Source organism: Mesorhizobium shangrilense, assembly GCF_040537815.1.
Taxonomy (GTDB): Bacteria; Pseudomonadota; Alphaproteobacteria; order Rhizobiales; family Rhizobiaceae; genus Mesorhizobium; species Mesorhizobium shangrilense.
The window spans coordinates 39,429-59,833 of record NZ_JBEWSZ010000001.1 but is presented as its reverse complement, the minus strand read 5'-3'; the positions used below and the strand labels follow the sequence as shown (position 1 = coordinate 59,833).

Below are 20,405 nucleotides of genomic sequence, written 5' to 3'. Positions count from 1 at the left end.
TGCTATTCGACGTTAATGCTTACGACCACCGTGCGAGCATTACCCGTGAATGTATGGATCGATAAGGTCACCTGATCATGCCCTTTGAATCCGGGCTTTGACCTGTAAAGCCCCCTCACTCCCTGAACTTGTCGAACGTTACATTTGTACCGCACATTCCCCTTGGAGAAGCTGGGATATATCTTCCCGGAGACAAGCCGGAAGTTGCCGTGACTTGGGCCGGAAACCGCCCTTACCTCGTCCTTGCCCATGCTTGAACAGTCCGGGTTCAGGGTCGCGTTCATGAAGACGTAAATCTCTTGTCCGGACAGTGCTGTCTTTTCATAACTTGTCGAGTTGCCAAACGCGGCGGCCGGAGAGGCCGTAAGAAGCGCAAGCGCGGTTATGACACCTGTCGTACGGCGGATCATTTCAGCTCCCCTTTTTGAGTTTTCATTGGTGGATTTGCGAACCTTCGGGCAAGCCACCACCCCTTGAAGCAGGCTTGTCCACCATCCGACGCCGATGGCGTGACTGGCCAGACGCAACGCACCCTGGTCCATCATCTGAAAGCCTATTCGACGCTGATATATATGACGGTGCTGAAAGAATTCCCCGTATATGTATGAATGGACAGATTTACCTGATCCCGCCCCTTAAATCCGGCGTTTGATCTGTATAGAATCCTGATCCCGTCAACTTTCCGGGAATTACATTTTGAGCGCTGATCCTTCTTGGGATAGAACGCAAAAGTCTTTCCATGCACGATCTTGATTTTTCCATGACTTGGCCCCGAAGTTGCCCTTACATCGTCATTACCTGCCTTCGAACAGTCTGGATTAAGTGTCGAGCCTCCGTAGAGATAAATCTCCTGTCCTGAGAGTGCTTTCTTTTCAACGCTTGATGAGTGCGTAAACGCGGCGGCCGGAGAGGCCGTAAGTGCTAGGAGTGCAAGCGCAGTCATGACACCTGTCGTACGGCAGATCATTTCTCAGCTACCTTGTGACCGATTGATTTTTCCCCGTCTGGTGGTTTTATGACAGCCTCAAGCAAGTCGCCAGTCTAGGGACAGACTTACTCATCAATTTCTAGTTATCGAAATACAGTTCGCCGTTCCAAAATCTGGATTGCACTGGCCAAGAAGCTGTTCTTGACGCCCAGGAAAACTTCCTCACCACGGGGTGGAGCCCGCCGGATGGCGCCCGCTTGATCGAGCCAAGCCTATCGCCTGAAGGTTTTTTGCCCCTCACCGATGATTTCCGCCCACATCCGCTGTCCTCATCATCAGGCACCGGAATGGTCCGGGCCGGAACAGCGAGGTGATCCATGGGATCGTTGCAAGGTCACAATATCGTCGTGGTCGGAGGCAGCCGGGGTGTCGGGCGCGCGATCGTCGAAACCGTGTTGAGCGAGGGCGCGACGGTGCTTGCCGTCGCCCGGGGCGCTGCCGATTTGAAACAGCTCGCCTGGGAGCGGCCCAGGGTAAAAACGCTTGTCGCCGACGCCACGCGGGAGGCCGCTCCCGATGCGGTCTTCGCCGCGCTGCGGCCGGATGTGCTGGTGATGTCAGCCGGCGCGCTGGCCCCATCAGCACCCGTGCAGGACCAGAACTGGGAGGATTTCTCCGCGAACTGGGAGATGGACGTCAAGGCGTCGTTCCTGTTCTGCAAGGCTGCACTGCAAGGGGGGTTGAAGCCGGGGAGCCGGGTGGTGCTGATCTCCAGCGGCGCCGCGCTCAGCGGCGGCCCGCCGAATTCCGGCGGCTATGCCGGCGCCAAGCGCATGCAGATGTTCCTCGCCGCCCACAGCCAGAAGGAGTCGGATCGGCTTGGCCTCGGCCTGCGCTTCATGGCGCTGGCGCCGATGCGCATCATGGCCGGCACGGGCGTCGGCCAGGGCGGCATTGCTGGCGTTTCGGCCTATCTCGGCATCAGCCCGGCGGATTTCCTCGCCAGCATGACCGATGTGCAGACGCACGCCGATGTCGGACGCGCCGTGGTCGCACTCGCCTCCTGTCAAGCTCAAGGCATCTCCTTCACGGTCAGCGGCAGCGGCCTTGCCGCGACGGCATGAGGCGCGCAGGATGCCGGCGGATTCACCACGGTAGGCTCGCCATGACGGACGCTCCCGGCGCTTCCGAGCCCCAGGGCTCGACGGGCCAGCCGATCCTCGATCGGCTGGCCTTCGAACGGCTGACACAAGCGCACCGCCGCGAACTCAAGCTGCATTGCTACAGGATGATGGGCTCACTGCACGAGGCCGACGACCTTGTGCAGGACACTTTTCTCAAGGCATGGCGCGGTCGTTCGCAATTCGACGGACGCGGCTCGCCGCGCGGCTGGCTCTACACCATCGCCACCAACAGCTGCCTCAACGCCATCAAGGCAAGGTCTTCAGCGCATCGCATCCTCGAGCAACCCGGACGGCTGCCGACCGAGGGGCGGGCTACCGGCGGGCCGGCCGCCGAACTCGCCTGGCTGGAGCCCTACCCGGACTCGGAACTGCCAGACCTCGCCGATGGCGAGCCCGGTCCTGAAGCGCGCTACGAAACAAGCGAAGCCGTGCGGCTTGCCTTCGTCGCCGCGATCCAGCTGCTACCGCCCCGGCAGCGCGCATCCCTTCTGCTGTGCGACGTGCTGGGCTGGTCGGCGCTTGAGACCGCGCAATTGCTGGGCGGCACGACCGCCTCGATCAACAGCGCCCTGCAGCGCGCCCGCGCGACGCTGGCGATGCGCTATCCGCAGGGGCGTCCCGTGGAGCGCTCGCGGCCCAACCGCGAAGAGGGCCTGCTGCTCGAACGCTATATGCAGGCCTGGCAGGCCGCCAATCTTGACGACCTCGTCGAACTGCTGCGCGAGGATGCCATTTATCATATGCCGCCATGGCGCGACTGGTACAGGGGACGCGACGCGATCCACGATTTCTTCAAGACCGTCTGGGGCAATTTCGCCGGCTACCGTCCGGTCGCCACCCGCGCCAACGGCCAGCCCGCGGTCGCCGTCTATGCGCGCCGTCATCAAGAGCCCGAATGGCGCGCCCACTCGCTGCATGTCATCGAGCCAGCCGACGGCGGCATCGCCTCGCTGACGATCTATGTCGGCCCGCTCGGCCCCGATCTGTTCGGAGCCTTCGGCCTGCCGCCTGCATGGCTATGACGAAGGAACGGCCACTCAGGCCTTGTTGGTGATCCACATGGTTGGTGCCCCGACCACGCCGGCGCCCTCCATCGCCTTTTTCAGATCCGGGCTTTTGATGAAAGCCTGCGCGTCCGCGACGCTGGGGAAATCATGGGTCACGGTCACGTCGTTGGGATTGTCGGCCGCCTGATAAACACTCTCGGCCTTCACGCCCTTGGCTTTTTGCGTGGGACCAAAGGCGTCGTAGACTTTGCGCCAGGCCTTGTAGTCGGACACGGTATGCCGCACGAACAACGTCGTCATATTCCATTCCTCCCAGGCTGTTTTTCTCGTTTCGCCCAGCATTCCGATGATGGGCACTCAACCGTATGCCTCCCCCTGATCGTTGGCAAACAACGCAGGGTTGCAGAAAATCCGGTCTATCTGGAATGGTGCGGCGTCGTTTCGGCGTCTCGATCCGCGCTGCTGCCCCCTATCTCTGGTTCCACTTGCGAATGACCGGCTCGCCCGGATCATGCTCATAGCCGAGCACACTGACGCTGGTCGTATCGAGCACCAGCAGCGCGCCCCCTTCCGGCCGCAGGCCGACCCAGCGCGCGCCAAGCACGCGCAGGAAATGCGCGCTGGAAAAGATCAGGATGTTGCCACCGGTTTCGCGCAGCTGCCGGACAATCCTGTCCGCCCGCGCGCCAACGTCGGCGGCGCTCTCGCCCTTCGGGCAGCCGTCGCGAAACACGTTCCAACCGGGCCGCTCGGCCAGGATCTGCCTGGTCGTCAGCCCTTCATAGGCGCCATAGTCCCATTCCTGCAGGTCGTCCTTCCTGACGCTCTCCCCACCGAAGCCGGCGAGGACGCTGGTGTTGTAGGCGCGCTGCGACGGGCTCGACCACACCGCGGAGAACGACAGGCCTTTCAACCGATCCGCCACGCCACGCGCGGCCGCCTCCCCGGCTTGCGTCAAAGGCATGTCGGTGCGGCCGGTGTGCTGGCCAGACAGGCTCCATGCCGTCTCGCCATGCCGAACCAGATGGATTTGTGGAAGCACGCTGCTCATTGCCGGCCTTTCGCTGCTATCTGTCCGACCAAGCTGTAGCGGTCCGCGCCGCGCCGCGAAAGGTCCGGCGATGAACCGGCCGGATGGCGCAGCCGGCGTCAGGCCGTCAGGTGTTCGTAGAGGATGGAACTGCCAAGGCCGATCAGCGCGAGGCCGCCGAGAATTTCCGCGTAGCGCCCGAAGCGGGCGCCGAGAAAGCGCCCGGCAAGCACGCCGCCGGTCGACATCAGCATGGTCGCCGCCCCGATGGCAAGCGCGATCACGACGATGCTGACGTCGAGAAAAGCCATCGACACGCCGACCGCCATCGCGTCGATGCTGGTGCCAACGGCGGTCGCTATACTTTCCAGGCAGCACTGTGAAGCCGAGCCGCGACTTGAACGAGACGGCCCGTGATCGTTCCAGGCGCGCCGCGATAGCTACTCGGCGTTTTCACCCTGCAGGAGTCGCTTCGGAGAACGCCCAAACACACGTTTGAACGCATTGCCGAAAGCGCTTTCGGACGCGTAGCCAAGTGATTGTGCCAGACCACCAACCGATGTCCCGGATCGACGCATGGCCTCCCGGGCGCGGTGCATCCGCCAGCGCGTCAGGTAGTCGAGCGGTGCCTGGTCGACCAGCTCCTTGAAGCGGCGCGCAAAGCCTGAACGCGACATGCCGACAGCGATGGCAAGCTCTTTTACCGTCCAGCCATGGCCGGGATCATTGTGGATCAGGCTGAGGGCAGAGCCGATGCGTCGGTCGGTCAACGCGCCGACCCAGCCTGTGCTGCCGATGCCTTCCCTGGCGACGTAAGCTCGCAACGCCTGCACGAGCAGGATGTCTCCCATGCGACGTGTCATCAGTGTCGAGCCCATCAACGCCGCATCGAGTTCTTCGTCGAGCACCGCCAGCGAGCCGCGCAGGATCGTCGCTGCCCGGTCGCCTTCCGGGATGTGCATGAACCTGGGAAGGGCATCGAGCAGGAACTGCGCATTGCCGCCCACGAAGACGAAGCTTCCCCCGACCAAAGCCGTCTCATCACCCCCGTGCCGAGCGACATTCGAATGCTCCCAGTCGAAGGACGAGATCCCGTCTTCGGGCTTCAGGGAAAGATCATTGGCGATCACATAGGCGGGGGCGTTGGCCAGCAGAAAGGTATCGCCGGAGCCAAGTGCGAAGGGCCGCTCGTCCGGCAACGTGATCCAGCATTGACCACGAAGAACGGCCGCGAACTTCAACGCTGGCTTTGCGGGAAAGCGGAACGACCATCGCCCGCTCGCTTCGAGACGCGTGCAACGCGCGCTCCGGATGTCCAGAAGCGAAAGCACATCGGATAAGGGATCGATCATGGCAAGATTGGACGATCGCGACGAAACGATGGAGCTTTGAGCATAGATAATCCACGGGCCCTTCACAACATTAGATCGTGAAAGGAGACAATCATGTCTGGAATAAAGGGAAAAGTCATCGCGATCACTGGTGCCAGCAGCGGCATCGGGGAGGCAACGGCGCTCTTGCTTGCCGAACGAGGAGCCAGGGTTGTGCTCGGAGCTCGGCGCGCCGATCGTCTTGACGCGCTCGTCAGCACCATCGTGAGCGCGGGCGGCGAGGCAGTCTGTCTTGCCATGGACGTGAAGAACCGTGAGGACCTTGCAAAGCTCGTTGCTCTTGCCTGCGACAGGTTCGGCAAGATCGATGTTCTGATCAACAATGCCGGTATTGGCCCGAACTCCCTGCTCGATGACCTGCGCGTCGAGGATTGGGAAGAGATGATCGACATCAACATAAAGGGGCCGCTCTACGGCATCGCAGCGGCTTTGCCGGTGTTTCGCCGCCAGGGCTTTGGCCACTTCGTCAACATTCTCTCGACGGCGGGGCCGATCATCAAGCCGACAATGGCGGTCTATGCGGGAACAAAGAACGCGGTTCGGGCGATCGCCGAAGGTTTGCGACTTGAAGCCGGCCCCACGCTACGCGTGACAAACATATCGCCGGGCTTCGTCCAGACGAACTTCGCGGACTCGATGACCAATCCGGAGATCAAGGCGGAGATCGAAAAACGCATGGGCGAAATCGCGATCTCCCCCAATGCTATCAGCCGCGCCATCGCCTTCGCGATCGAGCAACCGGCCGAGGTCGATGTGAGCGAGATCGTCATTCGACCCACCGCACAGGCTTGATTGTTCCTCGCAACGCAGCGCTTGCAGTTATGAAAAATTTCTCGTAGTCTCTTTTCATATAAAGAAGAAATTGTACGTTATTTTTCTCATATATGAAAGCATGAGCCTTGCGGGAACATCTCGATCAGACTGACAGGCGGCTGGTGAAGCTGCTGTCCCAGGACGCGCAGCTCGGCGTCAACCGGCTTGCCGAGAAGATGGCGATATCGGTGCCGACGGTGCGCTCGCGGCTGCGCAACCTGATCGACCGCAACCTGCTGAAAATCGTCGGGCTGCTGAACCTGACCGAGCGCCCGGAACTGATCTCGGCCATCGTCGGCATCAACGCCCAGGGACGCGGCCAGGCGCGTCAACTGGCTGAGCGCATTGCCGAATTGCCCTTCGTCAACTCGGCCTCGGTGGTCACCGGGCGCTTCGACATCATTGTCGACGTCACCGTGGCCGGCGATGTCGCCGACCTCTATCGCATCACCAGCGAGCTGATCCCCGGCGCCGGCGTGCCTGGCGAGGTGGTGCGCAGCGAGACCTTCGTCGTCATGGCCTCCTGCAACAAATGGGTCAGCCTGCCGGAAGGCTGCTGGTCGGACGAAACGCCGGCGCGCAAGGAAATGCCATGAAGATCGCGGTTCTGGGTGGGCTTGGCCTGCAAGGTCGAGCGGCGATCGCCGATCTCGTCGCCAGCGAGGGTGTCGAGGAAGTCGTCTGCGTCGACACCGTCACGGACGGAGCGGCCCGGCTTGGCGGCCTGACCGACCTCTCCCGCGTGCGTTTCGTCGTGCCTGAGGGCGCCATCGCCTCGGTGCTCGGCAACGTGCTCGCCGAAGTCGACGCCGCCATCGACCTGTTGCCGCAACCGCTGATGCGCGAGGCCGTGCTGGCGGCGATCGCAACCGGCACGCCGCTGGTCACCACCAATTACGGCAAGGCCATCGCCGATCTCGCCCCGGCAGCGGAACAGGCCGGCGTCTCGATCATGACCGAATGCGGGCTCGACCCCGGCATCGACCTTGTGCTCTATGCGCGCGCCGCCCGGCAGTTCGACGCGATCACCGCGATCGATTCCTATTGCGGCGGCATCCCCGAGCCGAAGGCGATGGCCAAGCCGCTTTGCTACAAGGTGAGTTGGAACTTCGACATGGTTCTGGTCAGCCAGAACCGCGACAGCGTCATGATCGAGGACGGTGAACGCGTCGCGGTGCCGGCCGGCCAGCAGCACGACAATCCTTTCATCCACGAGATCGAAGTCGCGGGCCTCGGCCAGTTGGAAGCCTTTCCCAATGGCGATGCGCTGCACTATGTCGAGATGCTGGCCGCCGCGAAGGGGCTGCGCCGCTCCGGCCGCTACACGCTGCGGTGGCCGGGCTGGTCGGCGTTCTGGGCGCCGCTCAAGGAACTCGGCTTCCTGTCCGAAGACAAGGTTTCGGGCATCGGCGCCAGCCCGCGCGAATTCCTCGGCCGGCTGCTCGGGCCGCAACTGCAATATGGCCCCGGCGAAAAAGACCTCTGCGTGATGCGCAACGTCTTTTCCGGCACCCAAGGCGGCCGCGCCAAGACGGTGACGTCGGACCTGATCATCGAGCGCGACCTGGCTTCAGGCCTGTTCGGCATGAGCCTCGGCGTCGGCTACCCCGCCAGCATCGTGGCGCAGATGCTCGCGCGGCGCGAGATCACCACACCTGGCCTTTTGAACCCGCTCCTGCATGTGCCCGACGAACCCTTCTTCGACGCATTGGCCAGGCGCGGCATCAAGGTTGCCGAGACGGTGGCCTGGAACTGAGGAGACAGATTTTCGAACGGTGGCCGCCGCCGGCAAACGGCGCTGCCGCTCAAAAAAGCGCCCAAGGGAATCCGCGGGCAAAATAACAACGACAACAGGGAGGAATACAAAATGAAGACTGCCAGACTTTTCATCGCCGGACTCGCGCTCGCCGGGCTCACCACCGCTGCCAGTGCCGGAACGCTCGACGAGATCACCAAGCGCGGCGAATTGCGCGTCGCCGTGCAGACGCAAGGACCGCCCTTCTCGCTGGTCGGCGCCAATGGCGAACGCACCGGCAGTTCGGTTGAACTGGCCGAGCTGATGGCCAAGGAAATGGGTGTGAAGATCACCTTCCTCGACTTCGACTGGGACGGCCTGATCCCGGCGCTGTTGTCGGGCAAGGCCGACCTTCTGGTGGCCGACATGACACCGACGCTGGCGCGCGGCATGAAGGTCGCCTTCACCACGCCTTACATGTATACGGGCAGCACCGTCTTCACCAAGGCCGACGGCAAGTTCAAGACCACCGAGGACTGCAAGGCCAAGGGCACCAAGATCGCCGTGCTGCTCGGCGCCACCGGCGAGAAGGAAGCCAAGGCCGCCTTCCCCGATGCCGACATCAAGAGCTACAAGGGCGGCGGTCCACTGCTGCTCGACGCCGTCAACAACGGCCAGGCCGATTGCGGCGTCAACGACGTCTCGGCGGTCAAGGGCCAGTCGACAGCCTATCCGGCCGGCAGCTTCACCATCATGCCGGAGCTGTTGTCGAAGGAGCCGCTTGCCTTCGCCACCCGCTATGACGAGCCGGACCTGCTTGTCTGGATGAACCTGTTCCTCAACCAGGTCACCATCGACGGCCGCCTGCAGAAGAACCTCGACTACTGGGTCAATTCCGACGCCTGGAAGAAAGACCACTGAGGAATTAGGGAGTAGGTGAGTAGGGACCGGTGAACGGCCGTTCCGACATGCTTCCCTACTCCCTACTCCCTACTTACTATTCACCATTCACCGCCGCGTGCTCATGCTCGAGAACTTCAGTTTCCGCACCATCGTCGAATACCTGCCCCTGTTCGGGCAGGGCCTGGTCACGACCGTCTGGCTGTCGGCACTGTCCTTTGTCGGCGCGCTGGTCGTCGGCATCGTGCTGTGCGCCATGAATTTGCAGCGCGGCTGGCTGTTTCGCGCGCCGGCCAAGGCCTATATCGACGCCGTGCGCGCCACGCCCTTGCTGGCGCAACTCTATTTCCTCTATTTCGGCCTGCCCCGCCTCGGCTTCGTCCTGCCCGAGCTCGTCGTCGGCATCCTCGCTCTGTCGCTGAACAGCGGCGCCTACATCGCTGAAATCATTCGCGCCGGCATCCTGTCGATCCCGCGCGGCCAGGTCGAAGCCAGCGTCGCCTCCGGCATGACCTATGTCCAGCGCATGCGCCTGGTCGTCCTGCCGCAGGCCTTCAAGGTGACGATCCCGCCGCTGCTCGGACAGGCGATCGTGCTGGTCAAGGATTCAGCACTTCTGTCGCTGATCTCGGTCGCCGAGCTGACGCGCGCCGGGCAACTGCTGGCGTCCGACCGCTTCATGCCGGCGGAAGGTTTTCTCACCATCGCCGCCTTCTATCTGCTCCTCTACTATTGCCTGAAGGGGCTGGCTGGCCTGTCCACGCGCTGGCTCGGCTCGGCGAGGGCGCGCACATGATCTGGCAACAGCTCCAAAGCCTCGCCGGCAGCTATCCGCTGGCACTGCGCGGCCTCGGCATGACCGTGGTGCTGTCGCTGATCAGCCTGGTGCTGGGCACCCTGCTCGGCTTTGGCCTCGGCATATTGCGAACCGGCGGCAACCGGCTGATCAGCACGGTGATCGGCGCCTGGGTCGACCTGATCCGGGGAACGCCCTTCCTGGTGCAGATCTTCCTGATCTTCTTCATCCTGCCGGAGTTCGGCATCGAGCTCGATGCCTTCACCGCCGGCATCATCGCGCTGACCAACCTGGCCGCCTGCTTCATCTGCGAGATCGTCGCCGCCGGCATCCGTTCCGTGCCGACCGGCCAGGTCGAGGCAGCACTGGCGTCCGGCCTGTCGCGCTGGCAACGCATGCGCCAGGTGGTGCTGCCGCAAGCGATGCGCATCGTGCTGCCGCCGCTGGTCGGGCAATATGTGCTGCTGATCAAGGACTCTTCCGTCGTCTCGGCCATCGGGCTGACCGACCTCACCCGCGTCGGCTGGCTGGTGGTGCAGCGCGTGCCCAACGGCTTGCTGGTCTTCTTCCTCGTCGGCGTCGGCTACTTCATCGTCTGCTATCCGCTGATCATGCTGGCACGCCGGCTGGAGCGCCGCATGGGCGCGGCGCATGGCGAGGTGCAATTGTGACATCGAACCCCAAAGGTCCGGCAAATATGACCAGAACAAGCCTGATCAAAACGGGCATGATCGATTTTCGCGGTGTCAACAAATGGTTCGGCGCGCTCAATGTGCTGAAGGACATCACGCTGAGCGTCGAGCCGCGCGAGGTGGTCGTCGTCTGCGGACCCAGCGGCTCTGGCAAGAGCACGCTGATCCGCTGCATCAACGGGCTGGAGACGATCCGCGACGGCGATCTCACCGTCGACGGCCAGCGCCTCGGCGACCCCGCCACCAACATGACGCTGCTGCGCACCGAAATCGGTTTCGTCTTCCAGTCGTTCAACCTCTATCCGCACAAGACCGCGCTCGAGAACGTGACGCTTGCCCCCATCCATGTGCGCAAGATCCCGCGCACCGAGGCCGAGCAGGCCGGACGCGAATTGCTGGCCAAGGTCGGCCTCGCCGACAAGGTCAATGCCTACCCAGCGCAACTCTCCGGCGGCCAGCAGCAACGCGTGGCGATCGCGCGTTGCCTGGGCATGCGGCCCAAGATCATGCTGTTCGACGAGCCGACTTCCGCGCTCGACCCCGAGATGATTTCCGAAGTGCTCGACGTCATGGTGGCGGTCGCCGAGGAAGGCATGACCATGATGGTGGTGACGCACGAGATGGGCTTTGCCCGCAAGGTCGCCCAGCGCGTGGTGTTCATGGACGCCGGCGCCATCGTCGAGAGCGGCACGCCGGAGGAATTCTTCTCCCACCCCAAGACCGACCGCAGCCGCGCCTTTCTGAGCAAGATTTTGCGGCATTGACGAGCCCGGCTAGGTCGCTTCTCCCGGATTCCCCTGAACCACAAACGCAAGCCGGCCGTCGCGCCGCCTGAGCAACGCGATGGCAAGGAAGGCGCCCACACCGCTCGCCGCCACGACCACCAGCACCCACAACGAATTGGCGACGGATGTCCGCGCCATCATGAAGGCCAGCGCGAACGGCGCGAAGGCCGAGGTGAACTGGCGGGCAGCGCTCGCCCACCCCAGCCGCGCGCCATAGCCCTCGCGGCCGAAGAGTTCGAGCGGCAAGGTACCGCCGACGATGCTGGTGAGCCCGGAACCGAGGCCGAACAGGAACACAAACAGGAACGCGCCGGGCAGCCATGGCGTGGTTAGCAATAGCGTGCACAGCCCGACTGCGAGCAATGATGCGGCAATGACGGCGAGATGCGTTTGCGCAAGCCGCCCGCCAAACAGCATGTTGATGAGCCGGCTAGCGACCTGCGAAGGACCGAACAGGGTCGAAACGAAGAGGCCGGCGGTGCCCAGCCCAAGAGCCGCCGTCAGCGGCACCATGTGGATGAGAATGGCCGACAGCACAAAACCCTCGGCGGCGAACCCCACCAGCATCAAGACGAACGCGGCCCGCCCGCGACGGGCATCAAGCGGGGCTTCCGCTTCATGGATCAAGCCGCGCCCCTCGCCTTGCAGCGTGGCCGTGGCGTGGCGGCGCGACAGGCGCATCAGCCAGGCATGGAGCGGCAGGCAGAGCCCGAGATTGAGCGCGGCGAACACCAGATAGACCTCGCGCCATGTCAGATGGGCATGCAGCATCGAGGTGAGTGGCCAGAACAGGGTAGAGGCAAACCCCGCGATGAGCGTCAGGTGGGTGATGCTGCGTTGCGGCCAGGGAACCCCGATCTGCACGATCGCCACGAAGGCGGTGCTGTAGAGGACGAAGCTGGAGGCGAGTTCCATCGCCAGCAGCGCGAGAACGAAGGTCACCCGCCCGGGCGCGACGGCGCACAGAGCCAGCGCCATGGCCGCCGCCACCGAACCGATGGTCATGATGCGTCCGGCGCCGAACCGGTCGGCCCAACGCCCGGCCGTCGGTGCGAACAGGCTGCCGGCAAACAGCGACACGGACAGCGCGCCGAACACCCAACCTTGCGTGAGGCCGAATTCTTCGGCCATCGCCGGCGCCAGGATCGAGAAGCTGTAATAGAGCGTGCCATAGCCGACGATCTGGGTCAGCCCGAGCGCCCAGATCGCCTTGCGCAGGAGAGACCGGTCAGGCATCGACGCTGGTCGCCACGGCTCTTCTCGTCTGCGTACCGGCTCCACAGCCGCAACCCGCTGCGCCCTTTGCCTTTGCGTCGGCGTCCTCGACGCAGCAGGCGTTGGCATCGGCAGGAGCAGGCCCACCGCAGCACCCTGCATCGTCCGATCCCGTCACGCGGTCGGCGCTGCACACGCCGGTCTCCGGCAACACCAGCCGCACCTCGTGGGCCGCGACATGATCTCCGGCAATGTCGGCAACCACCGAGCGGACCTGTTCGTAGCCGGTCGCCATCAGGAAGGTCGGCGCGCGGCCATAGGATTTCGAGCCGACGATGGTGAAGCCGGGTTCGGGATGGGCGAGTTCCACGATGCCATGCGCGGGAACTGTGCCGCAGGAGTGAAAATTCGGATCGATCAGCGGCGCCAGCGCCGGCGGCGCTTCGACAACGGGATCGAGCGCAATGCGGATCTCGCCAAGGAACGACAGATCAGGCCGAAACCCTGTGGTCACGACGATGCGGTCGACGGCGAGGTTGAACGGCTTGCCGGCCAGGCTGGCGTCGACCGTGAGCCCCTCGCCTTGCGGCGCGATGCGGTTGACGGCGAAAGGCGCCAGCATGTTCAGCCTGCCGTCCGCCATCGCCTGCTTGGCGGCCAGCCCAAGCGCACCGCGTTCCGGCAACTGGTCGTTCAGCCCGCCGCCAAGCAGCCTGTCGACGCTGCCATGGCGCAGCGCCCAGAATATCTCGGTGCCGGATACCGCGTCCTGCAGTTCCATGAGCGCCAGGGCGACGTTGATGGCCGAGTGCCCGCCGCCGATGACGAGAATGCGTTTGCCCGCATAATCCTCCCTCGCCTTGCCGACCACGTCGGGAATGCCATAGGCGATGCGACCCGAGGCCTCGCCTTCGCCGGGCACCGGCAGCCCGTCGACGCCGATCGGGTTCGGCCGCGACCACGTTCCCGAAGCGTCGATGACGGCGCGGGCGAGAACGCGGTGCTCGCCGTCCGCATCGCGGCAACGGATGACGAAGGGCGCGTTCTTGCGCCCTTCATTGGCGACCTTGTTGTGTCCGTGGCGCGTGATGGCGGTGACCTCGACGCCGAGCTTCAGATTGGCGGCGATCGCCGGAAGGGCGGAGAGCGGCGCCAGATAATCGCTGACGATCTCGCCGCCGGTCGGCAGCCCCTGTTCGTCTGGCGCTTTCCAGCCGGAGCGCTCGAGCAGTGTCCGCGCCGCTGCGTCGATATTGTACTCCCAGGGCGAGAACACCCGCACATGGCCCCATTCGAGCAGTGCCGCGCCAACGCTTTCGCCGCGTTCAAGGATGAGCGGGCGAATGCCGCGTTGGACGAGATGCGCGGCGGCGGCCAGGCCGACCGGGCCTGCACCAATCACCGCGACGGGAAGTTCTGCCATCATGTCCATATATTCGATCCTTCTAGTATTTTCGAATTAAGAAAGCAAAAAAAATCAGGCGATCGCCTTGCCCACGACGGGAGCACAAGTAGCGTCCGCGCAGCACTCGTCGGCGAGATAGCCGATCAGCGCATTCATGCCGGGATAGTTGGCGCGGCAGATCAGCGTCGTCGCCTGCCGCTCCTGGCTGACAAGGCCGGCATCGACCAGCCGCTTGAGGTGATGCGACAGCGTCGACGACGGGATATCGAGCTTGCCCTGGACGCTGCCGACGGGAAGCCCGTCATCGCCGGCGCGCACCAGGATGCGGTAAAGCTGAAGCCGCGTCGGGTTGCCGAGCGCTTCGAGCTGGGAGGCTGCTTGTTCGAGTTTCATGGAAATAGGGATACGCGCTACTTTTCGCGTCGTCAACAAAATTTCGAAGAATGTGGAAATATGATCAGTCGGCGCGCTTGCCCGGCGCGTGAACCATCTCGCCGTCCTCCTTGGCGAAGGCCCCGATCTGCGGGTTGGGCAGGATGTCCAGCACCTTCTCCGACGGCCGCGCCAGGACGACGCCGAGCGGGCTGACCACGATCGGCCGGTTGATCAGGATCGGATGCGCCAGCATGAAGTCGAGGATCTGGTCGTCGCTCCATTTCGGGTCGTCAAGGCCGAGTTCGGCATAGGGCGTCCCCTTCTCGCGCAGCAGGTCGCGTGGCGCCATCCCCATCGCCGCGATCAGTTCGACCAGTCTTTCGCGCGACGGCGGCGTCTTCAGATATTCGATCACCTGCGGCTCCTCGCCCGATTGCCTGATCATCGCCAGCGTGTTGCGCGAGGTGCCGCAGGCCGGGTTGTGATAGATGGTGATGGTCATTGCGCGGCCCTTTCTGTCGACACGGTTTTCTTGACGGCGGCGCCCTGCTCGTACCAGCCCCGGCTGCGGTTGACGATCCACACCACCGACAACATCACCGGCACCTCGATGAGGACGCCGACGACGGTGGCGAGTGCGGCGCCCGAATTCAGCCCGAACAGCGCGATCGCGGCGGCCACCGCAAGCTCGAAGAAGTTCGACGCGCCGATCAGAGCCGATGGCCCGGCGACGCAGTGCCGTTCGCCGGACAAGCGGTTGAGCAGATAGGCAAGGCCGGAGTTGAAATAGACCTGGATCAGGATCGGCACCGCCAGCAGCGCGATCACCAGCGGCTGCGCGATGATCTGCTCGCCCTGGAAGCCGAACAACAGCACCAGCGTCGCCAGCAGGGCAAACAGCGACAAAGGCTGCATGGCGGCCAGCAGCGCATCGAGCCCGGCCTGCCCTTTCACCGCCAGCAGCCGGGCGCGAACCAACTGCGCGACGATCACCGGCAGGACGATATAGAGCGCGACCGACAGAACCAGCGTGCCCCATGGCACGGTGATGGCCGACAGGCCGAGCAGCAGGCCGACGATGGGGGCGAAGGCGACGATCATGATCGCGTCGTTGAGCGCCACTTGCGACAGGGTGAAGTTTGGTTCGCCACGCGTCAGGTTCGACCAGACGAACACCATCGCCGTGCAGGGTGCCGCGGCAAGGATGATCAGCCCGGCAATGTAGGACTCGATCTGTGCGGCGGGCAGCCAGGGCCGAAACAGAAAGCCGACGAAGAGCCAGGCCAGCAGCGCCATCGAAAACGGTTTTACCGCCCAGTTGATGAACAGCGTCACGCCGATGCCGCGCCAGTAGGTGCCGACCGCGACCAGCGACGCGAAATCGACGCGCAGCAGCATCGGCACGATCATCAGCCAGATCAGCACCGCGACGGGAATGTTGACCCTGGCGATCTCGGCCGAGGCGATGGCGCCGAACACGCTCGGCAGCAGATGGCCGAGCGTAACGCCGGCGACGATGCACAGCGCTACCCACAGCGTCAGGTATTTCTCGACGAAGCCGATGCCGGGCCGCGCCGCTTCGTTCGCGTTCAGAGCGTGATCGGTCATGATGGCTTTCCCCGCTCGTTACGTCTCAGCAGCACTTGCAGGTCACGGCATCGATCACCGGACGGCAGAGCTCCGGCGCGCCGTTGCAGCAGTCTTCCATCAGGTAGGACAGGAGGTCGCGAAAGCCGGTCATATCAGCGACATAGCGCACGATCCTGCCGTCGCGCTCGGGCCGGATCAGCCCGGCATGGACAAGCACCTTGAGATGCGCCGACATGGTGTTCTGCACCGTATCCAGCCGGGTCGCGATCTCACCCGCCGGAACGCCCGGCGGCCCGGCGCGCACAAGTAGCCGGAAGACATCCAGCCGTGTCTCCTGCCCCAGGGCGGCCAGCGCGTTCAAGGTGCTCTTCTTATCCATATATCCGAATCCTTGGATTTATGGATGTTTAGATACAGCCTCCGCAGGGGCCTGTAAAGCCGCGTCAATTCTGGCGTTCGATCTTCTCAGCGCGTGTCCAGTTCGCCGGGCGCCAGCAGCGCGCCGATCTCGGCGGCGGCCTGGGCGGCATGGCGGCGCACGGTGGCGAGGTCGAGCATGCTGTAGGTCGTCGCCACATAGGGCACGGTCAGCGCCGCGACGGCGTCGCCATAAGGCCCCATCACCGGAAAGGCGAGATCGGTGACGCCGGGCTGCAGCCCATCGGGAACCTCCTCATGGCCCGCGGTGCGGATCAACGCCAGCGCGCGCTCCATGTCGGCCTTTTCATCTTGGATACCAGAGGCTTGCAGCCATTGATTGATTCTGTCCTGCGGCTGGAACGCCATCAGCGCGCGCCCGGTCGCCGTGCCGAACAGCGGGAACTCGGCGCCGACGCGGACCCGGAACCCGAAGGAAGCCGGGCTTTCCACCTGCGCCAGGATCAGCACCCGGCCGGCATTGTGGACGCCGAGATTGCAGGATTGCTGGATCTCGTCGGCCAGCCGCCGCATCGAGGGCAGCGCCGCCTGGACCAGGCCGCGTAGCGGCTCGTGCCGGTGCGCCAGTTCGAACATGCGCGTCGACAGGAAATAGAGCCCGGCCGGGCGGTCGCGAAAGATGTAGCCGCGCCGCTCCAGCGCCTGCAGCACGCGGTAGATCTGGTGGATCGAGCGCCCGACCGCCTCGGATATCTGCCCCTGGTTTAGCCCGTCCTTCTGGTTGGCCAGGAGTTCGATGATGTCGAACGCCTTCTCCAGGGCCGGAACCGAATAATCCGGCGCCTCAGCGCCGCCCTTGCCAGCCATGCCCATCTTCCCCGGTCGAATCAGGAAGCAGTATAGTTACGTCGCCGCGCCCATCGTAGCCATCATCAGCCGGGCGATCCGCCGGTTGATGTTGTCGGGCACTGGCTGCGCTCCCGCTGTCAGCCGGTTGCCCGCAAGCCCCTCGCCCTTCGCCACCCGCTCCAGCGACAGCGCCTGCAGCATGAAGCCGATATCCATGGATTCGATCGAATTGCCCTTCGGCTCAACGCCGGCGAGGTTGAACATGCGGCCTTCCGCGACAAGGATGACATGCCGGCCATTGGCGAGGTCCAGCCGCTGCAAGGTGCCGTCGAGATCGGTGACACCAGAGGTGATGGCTCGCAGGCCTTCCGTATCGATCTCCCAGGGGAAATGCCCGGAATTGGCCAATACCGCGCCGTCTTCCATGGCGGCGATGGCATCGGCCGGCAGCACGCCGGCGCGGCCGGTGGCGGTGATGAACACCTGCGCCCACGGTGCGAGGTCGGCCAGCGGCGCCACCCGGTAGCCGTCGAGCGCGGCCTCCAGCGCCTTGATCTCGTCGACCTCGACGACAGCGACCCGACCGCCCAGCGCGCGCAGATATTGCGCAATGCCGCGCCCACACCAGCCATAGCCGATGACGCAGAAGCGCCGGCCGGGGATCATCAGATTGGTGATGCGCATGAAGCTTTCGACCACCGACTGGCCGACCGCGTGCTTGTTCTCGCCGATCGCCTTCAGCGGGCTGTCATTGATGACGATCGACGGAAACGGCACCTTGCCGGCCAGTTCGCCGCGCAGCCGGTCGCCGCCCGAGGTCGTCTCCTCGGTGCCGCCCAGGATGGACGATGCGAGCCCCCGCTCGACGATGCCGGCGGCAAGGTCGGCGCCGTTATCGAGCAGCATGTGCGGCCTGGCATCCAGCACCCGCGCCAGATTGGCGTGATGGTCGGCCAGCGTGTCGGCGCGGCTACCGAAAATGCCGATGCCCTGGCTCTGCAGGAAGGCGACGACATCGTCCTGCGTCGAGCCGTGATTGCCGGTGCCGACGATCTCGGCGCCGCCCTCGGCGAGCACTTCGAGCAGCACCGCCGTCTTCGGCTCGACATGCAGGGACACGCCGATGCGCTTGCCGGCGAAGGGCTGCGTCCGGCGGAATTCCCCGCGCAATGCGGCCAGCATCGCCATGCGCGAGCGGATCCAGGCGATGCGGGCGCGGCCGCGCTCGACCAGTTCCGGATTGCGGGTTGTTGCCTCGGCGTGGGTCATTCGATGTCTCCGCTATGGTCCAGATTCAGCACTTGCAAAAAAGATTTTTGCATGTGACAAAACTTGCAGAGGGTCGTCAAGCCCCCGCGAAGGGGGGCGAGCGAACAGAATTGCGCGGCGCCAACAGCGCCATCGACTTGCATGTGAAGGGGGTACAAATGGGAAATCTGGATATCGCGATCGTCGCCGTCTATCTCGTGGCGGTCACCGCCATCGGGCTGTTCTTCGCCCGATCGATCAGGACCGAGGAAGACTACATCGTCGCCGGCCGGCGCATGGGGCCGCTATGGCTGACCATTTCGGCCTTCGCCTCGTGGACCGGGCTCGCCGGCCTGTTCGGCACGCCCGAAATGGTCGTGCGCTACGGCATCGCCGGCTCATGGTGGTGGTACACCTTCCCCATCGGCCTGTTGCTGATGGGCATTTTCCTGGCGAAGATCGTGCGCCAGCGCATGCATGTGACGACGCCCGACATCGTCGCGCAGGATTATCCGGACTCGGTGCGTATCGCCGCCTCGCTGGTCACCAGCTGGAACTATCTTGCCTGGGCGGCGGCGCAGGTGTTCGGCATCTCCATGGTGTTCACCCTGTTTTCGGGCATGGATCCGACCACCGGCGCCATCGTCGCCTTCCTGGTCGTCATCGTCTACACCATGCTTGGCGGCTTTCTCGCCGTGGTGGCGACCGATGTGCTGCAGGCCGTCATCTTCCTCATCGTCATCGGTGTCGTCGCCCCGCTGTTTGTCGTCTTCGGGCCGGGCGTCTCGCATGTCTATGAAGCGACCAGGGACATCCCCGGCTTCTACAACCTCTTCGCCAACGTGCCGCCGGCGACCCTGTTCGTCTGGTTCCTGCTTTTGCCCGCCGGCTTCATCGACACGATCGGTTTCCAGCGCGTCTTTTCCGCCAATTCGCCGGACACGGCGCGCAAGGGCATGATCAATGGCTTCGTCATCATGGCCGTATTCGGCCTCATCCTCACCTTCCTGGGCGTCGCCGCCAAGGCGTTGCTGCCCGCCGGCGCCAACCCGGTCAACGCCATGCCCGACCTGATGGTGCAGCTTTTGCCGCACGGCGTTATCGGCGTGCTCGTGGCTGCCTTCCTTGCGGTGGCGATGTCGACGGCCAGCACCACACTGCTCGTCACCGCGACGACGCTGCAGCGCGACGTGATCTCGCGTTTCCGGCCCGACGCCAGCGACAAGGAAAGGCTGTGGACCAGCCGCATCCTGCTGCTCGTCCTTGGCCTCGTCGCGCTGGTCGTGGCGCTCAGCGTGCCCGGCATCGTCACCATCCTGATGCTCGGCTTCTCGGTCTATGTGCCTGGACTGCTGCTGCCGGTGCTGTCGGCCACCTTCGGCTGGCGCATCCCTGTGTGGTCGATGCTGTCGACCATCGTCATCGGCGCCGGCTCCACCGCCATCCTGGTGCTGCTGGGCGAGCCCGGTGGCATTCCGGCCTCCCTGGTCGGCTTCATCCTGTCAGCCATCCCCTTCGCCGTCGGGCTTGTTACCCGCCCGGAACGGCAGGCCGCTTGAAGTCAAAACACAGATCGAACAACAAGATAGAGCCCCATCCTGAATCAGTTTGGGATGGGGCGCGGAGACACCGATGATAAGAACCAGCTTCGACGCACTTTCGCAGGCCGACAAGGCGCTGGTGACCGCAGCGGCGCAAGCGCGCGAAAAAGCCTACACGCCCTACTCCAACCACAAGGTCGGCTCGGCCGTGCGCACCAAGTCAGGCCGGCTGTTCGCCGCCTGCAATGTCGAAGTGGTGACGCTGCAGCAATCTGTGCATGCCGAGCGCAACGCGGTGATGCAGATGGCCGCGGCCGGAGAACGCCAGATCGAGGCCATCGTCTGCCACGGCCCCTATTCGGGCGTGCCCTGCGCCGAATGCCGGCAGGTGATCTGGGAGTTCTGCTGTGATGATCCCGAGGTAATGATCATCGGCTCGACGCTCGACGGCGAGATCGAACTGATGACCATCGGCGAGATCTACCCCAGCCCCTACGGGCCGGGAACCAAGGGCATCGACCCGCGCAAGTTCTGAAGCGGAGC

At 64.1% G+C, this 20,405-nt stretch carries 25 protein-coding genes; 11 read left to right on the top strand and 14 right to left on the bottom strand.

What is annotated here, in order from left to right; all coding sequences use genetic code 11:
- Window positions 1–2: 2 nt before the first annotated feature.
- Window positions 3–545: a hypothetical protein gene (locus ABVQ20_RS00340; protein WP_354457512.1), complete on the bottom strand. Its 543-nt coding sequence runs from the start codon at window positions 543–545 to the stop codon at window positions 3–5.
- An 8-nt stretch (window positions 546–553) separates the two neighbouring features.
- On the bottom strand, window positions 554–943 hold the full coding sequence (locus ABVQ20_RS00335) for a hypothetical protein (RefSeq protein ID WP_354457511.1): 390 nt from the start codon (window positions 941–943) through the stop codon (window positions 554–556).
- A gap of 362 nt (window positions 944–1,305) precedes the next feature.
- Between ABVQ20_RS00335 and ABVQ20_RS00330 the strand changes: the two genes are divergently transcribed.
- Window positions 1,306–2,052 carry an SDR family oxidoreductase gene (locus tag ABVQ20_RS00330; protein ID WP_354457510.1) on the top strand — a complete coding sequence of 249 codons (747 nt, stop codon included), beginning with the start codon at window positions 1,306–1,308 and terminating at the stop codon, window positions 2,050–2,052.
- A 41-nt stretch (window positions 2,053–2,093) separates the two neighbouring features.
- Entirely contained in the window at window positions 2,094–3,134 is a 1,041-nt protein-coding gene (locus ABVQ20_RS00325; protein ID WP_354457509.1) for an RNA polymerase subunit sigma-70, read from the top strand.
- Window positions 3,135–3,149: 15 nt separating this feature from the next.
- Here ABVQ20_RS00325 and ABVQ20_RS00320 read toward each other — a convergent pair whose 3' ends face one another.
- The 4 genes from ABVQ20_RS00320 to ABVQ20_RS00305 all read right to left on the bottom strand — a co-directional run bounded on the left by ABVQ20_RS00320 (window position 3,150) and on the right by ABVQ20_RS00305 (window position 5,501).
- Window positions 3,150–3,419, bottom strand: coding sequence for a cyclase (locus ABVQ20_RS00320; protein WP_354457508.1), 270 nt, complete (start codon window positions 3,417–3,419; stop codon window positions 3,150–3,152).
- Between the two features lie 169 nt (window positions 3,420–3,588).
- Window positions 3,589–4,170: a histidine phosphatase family protein gene (locus ABVQ20_RS00315; RefSeq protein ID WP_354457507.1), complete on the bottom strand. Its 582-nt coding sequence runs from the start codon at window positions 4,168–4,170 to the stop codon at window positions 3,589–3,591.
- A 98-nt stretch (window positions 4,171–4,268) separates the two neighbouring features.
- Window positions 4,269–4,511 carry a manganese efflux pump gene (locus ABVQ20_RS00310; RefSeq protein WP_354462075.1) on the bottom strand — a complete coding sequence of 81 codons (243 nt, stop codon included), beginning with the start codon at window positions 4,509–4,511 and terminating at the stop codon, window positions 4,269–4,271.
- A 78-nt stretch (window positions 4,512–4,589) separates the two neighbouring features.
- Entirely contained in the window at window positions 4,590–5,501 is a 912-nt protein-coding gene (locus ABVQ20_RS00305) for an AraC family transcriptional regulator (protein ID WP_354457506.1), read from the bottom strand.
- A gap of 93 nt (window positions 5,502–5,594) precedes the next feature.
- On the opposite strand from ABVQ20_RS00305, the gene ABVQ20_RS00300 reads away from it, so the two are divergent.
- The 7 genes from ABVQ20_RS00300 (at window position 5,595) to ABVQ20_RS00270 (ending at window position 11,240) form a co-directional block, all read left to right on the top strand.
- Window positions 5,595–6,332, top strand: a complete 738-nt coding sequence (locus tag ABVQ20_RS00300; protein WP_354457505.1) for an SDR family oxidoreductase — start codon at window positions 5,595–5,597, stop codon at window positions 6,330–6,332.
- A 107-nt stretch (window positions 6,333–6,439) separates the two neighbouring features.
- A complete protein-coding gene (locus ABVQ20_RS00295; protein WP_227345979.1) occupies window positions 6,440–6,949 on the top strand; it encodes an Lrp/AsnC family transcriptional regulator in 510 nt (169 codons plus the stop codon).
- Window positions 6,946–8,109, top strand: coding sequence for a saccharopine dehydrogenase family protein (locus tag ABVQ20_RS00290; RefSeq protein ID WP_354457504.1), 1,164 nt, complete (start codon window positions 6,946–6,948; stop codon window positions 8,107–8,109). Before ABVQ20_RS00295 ends, ABVQ20_RS00290 begins: the two co-directional genes overlap by 4 nt.
- 111 nt (window positions 8,110–8,220) lie before the next feature.
- Complete coding sequence (locus tag ABVQ20_RS00285; protein WP_354457503.1) at window positions 8,221–9,009, top strand: ABC transporter substrate-binding protein; 789 nt, start codon at window positions 8,221–8,223, stop codon at window positions 9,007–9,009.
- 103 nt (window positions 9,010–9,112) lie between these two features.
- Window positions 9,113–9,784: an amino acid ABC transporter permease gene (locus ABVQ20_RS00280; RefSeq protein ID WP_354457502.1), complete on the top strand. Its 672-nt coding sequence runs from the start codon at window positions 9,113–9,115 to the stop codon at window positions 9,782–9,784.
- A complete protein-coding gene (locus ABVQ20_RS00275; RefSeq protein WP_354457501.1) occupies window positions 9,781–10,455 on the top strand; it encodes an amino acid ABC transporter permease in 675 nt (224 codons plus the stop codon). Before ABVQ20_RS00280 ends, ABVQ20_RS00275 begins: the two co-directional genes overlap by 4 nt.
- Before the next feature lie 26 nt (window positions 10,456–10,481).
- Complete coding sequence (locus ABVQ20_RS00270) at window positions 10,482–11,240, top strand: amino acid ABC transporter ATP-binding protein (protein ID WP_354457500.1); 759 nt, start codon at window positions 10,482–10,484, stop codon at window positions 11,238–11,240.
- Between the two features lie 9 nt (window positions 11,241–11,249).
- Here the strand turns inward: ABVQ20_RS00270 and arsK are convergent, their stop codons facing one another.
- The 8 genes from arsK to ABVQ20_RS00230 all read right to left on the bottom strand — a co-directional run bounded on the left by arsK (window position 11,250) and on the right by ABVQ20_RS00230 (window position 18,342).
- On the bottom strand, window positions 11,250–12,497 hold the full coding sequence (arsK, locus tag ABVQ20_RS00265) for an arsenite efflux MFS transporter ArsK (RefSeq protein WP_354457499.1): 1,248 nt from the start codon (window positions 12,495–12,497) through the stop codon (window positions 11,250–11,252).
- Window positions 12,490–13,902, bottom strand: a complete 1,413-nt coding sequence (locus ABVQ20_RS00260) for an NAD(P)-binding domain-containing protein (RefSeq protein WP_435528402.1) — start codon at window positions 13,900–13,902, stop codon at window positions 12,490–12,492. Before ABVQ20_RS00260 ends, arsK begins: the two co-directional genes overlap by 8 nt.
- 51 nt (window positions 13,903–13,953) lie before the next feature.
- Window positions 13,954–14,274: an ArsR/SmtB family transcription factor gene (locus ABVQ20_RS00255; protein WP_354457497.1), complete on the bottom strand. Its 321-nt coding sequence runs from the start codon at window positions 14,272–14,274 to the stop codon at window positions 13,954–13,956.
- Between the two features lie 64 nt (window positions 14,275–14,338).
- Window positions 14,339–14,758: an arsenate reductase (glutaredoxin) gene (arsC, locus tag ABVQ20_RS00250; protein WP_354457496.1), complete on the bottom strand. Its 420-nt coding sequence runs from the start codon at window positions 14,756–14,758 to the stop codon at window positions 14,339–14,341.
- The gene (arsB, locus tag ABVQ20_RS00245; protein ID WP_435528312.1) at window positions 14,755–15,864 is read right to left on the bottom strand and encodes an ACR3 family arsenite efflux transporter; all 1,110 of its coding nucleotides are present in this window, start codon (window positions 15,862–15,864) and stop codon (window positions 14,755–14,757) included. The genes arsC and arsB overlap by 4 nt, the downstream gene beginning before the upstream one ends.
- Window positions 15,865–15,889: 25 nt before the next feature.
- On the bottom strand, window positions 15,890–16,225 hold the full coding sequence (locus ABVQ20_RS00240; RefSeq protein ID WP_354457495.1) for an ArsR/SmtB family transcription factor: 336 nt from the start codon (window positions 16,223–16,225) through the stop codon (window positions 15,890–15,892).
- An 86-nt stretch (window positions 16,226–16,311) separates the two neighbouring features.
- Window positions 16,312–17,091 (bottom strand): IclR family transcriptional regulator, encoded by a 780-nt coding sequence (locus ABVQ20_RS00235; protein WP_354457494.1) that lies wholly within the window; start codon window positions 17,089–17,091, stop codon window positions 16,312–16,314.
- A 36-nt stretch (window positions 17,092–17,127) separates the two neighbouring features.
- On the bottom strand, window positions 17,128–18,342 hold the full coding sequence (locus ABVQ20_RS00230) for an adenosylhomocysteinase (RefSeq protein ID WP_354457493.1): 1,215 nt from the start codon (window positions 18,340–18,342) through the stop codon (window positions 17,128–17,130).
- A 158-nt stretch (window positions 18,343–18,500) separates the two neighbouring features.
- Here ABVQ20_RS00230 and ABVQ20_RS00225 point away from each other — a divergent pair, with 158 nt between their 5' ends.
- Both ABVQ20_RS00225 and ABVQ20_RS00220 read left to right on the top strand, forming a co-directional pair.
- The gene (locus ABVQ20_RS00225) at window positions 18,501–19,880 is read left to right on the top strand and encodes a sodium:solute symporter family protein (protein ID WP_354457492.1); all 1,380 of its coding nucleotides are present in this window, start codon (window positions 18,501–18,503) and stop codon (window positions 19,878–19,880) included.
- Between the two features lie 73 nt (window positions 19,881–19,953).
- The gene (locus tag ABVQ20_RS00220) at window positions 19,954–20,397 is read left to right on the top strand and encodes a cytidine deaminase (protein WP_354457491.1); all 444 of its coding nucleotides are present in this window, start codon (window positions 19,954–19,956) and stop codon (window positions 20,395–20,397) included.
- Window positions 20,398–20,405 lie beyond the last annotated feature (8 nt).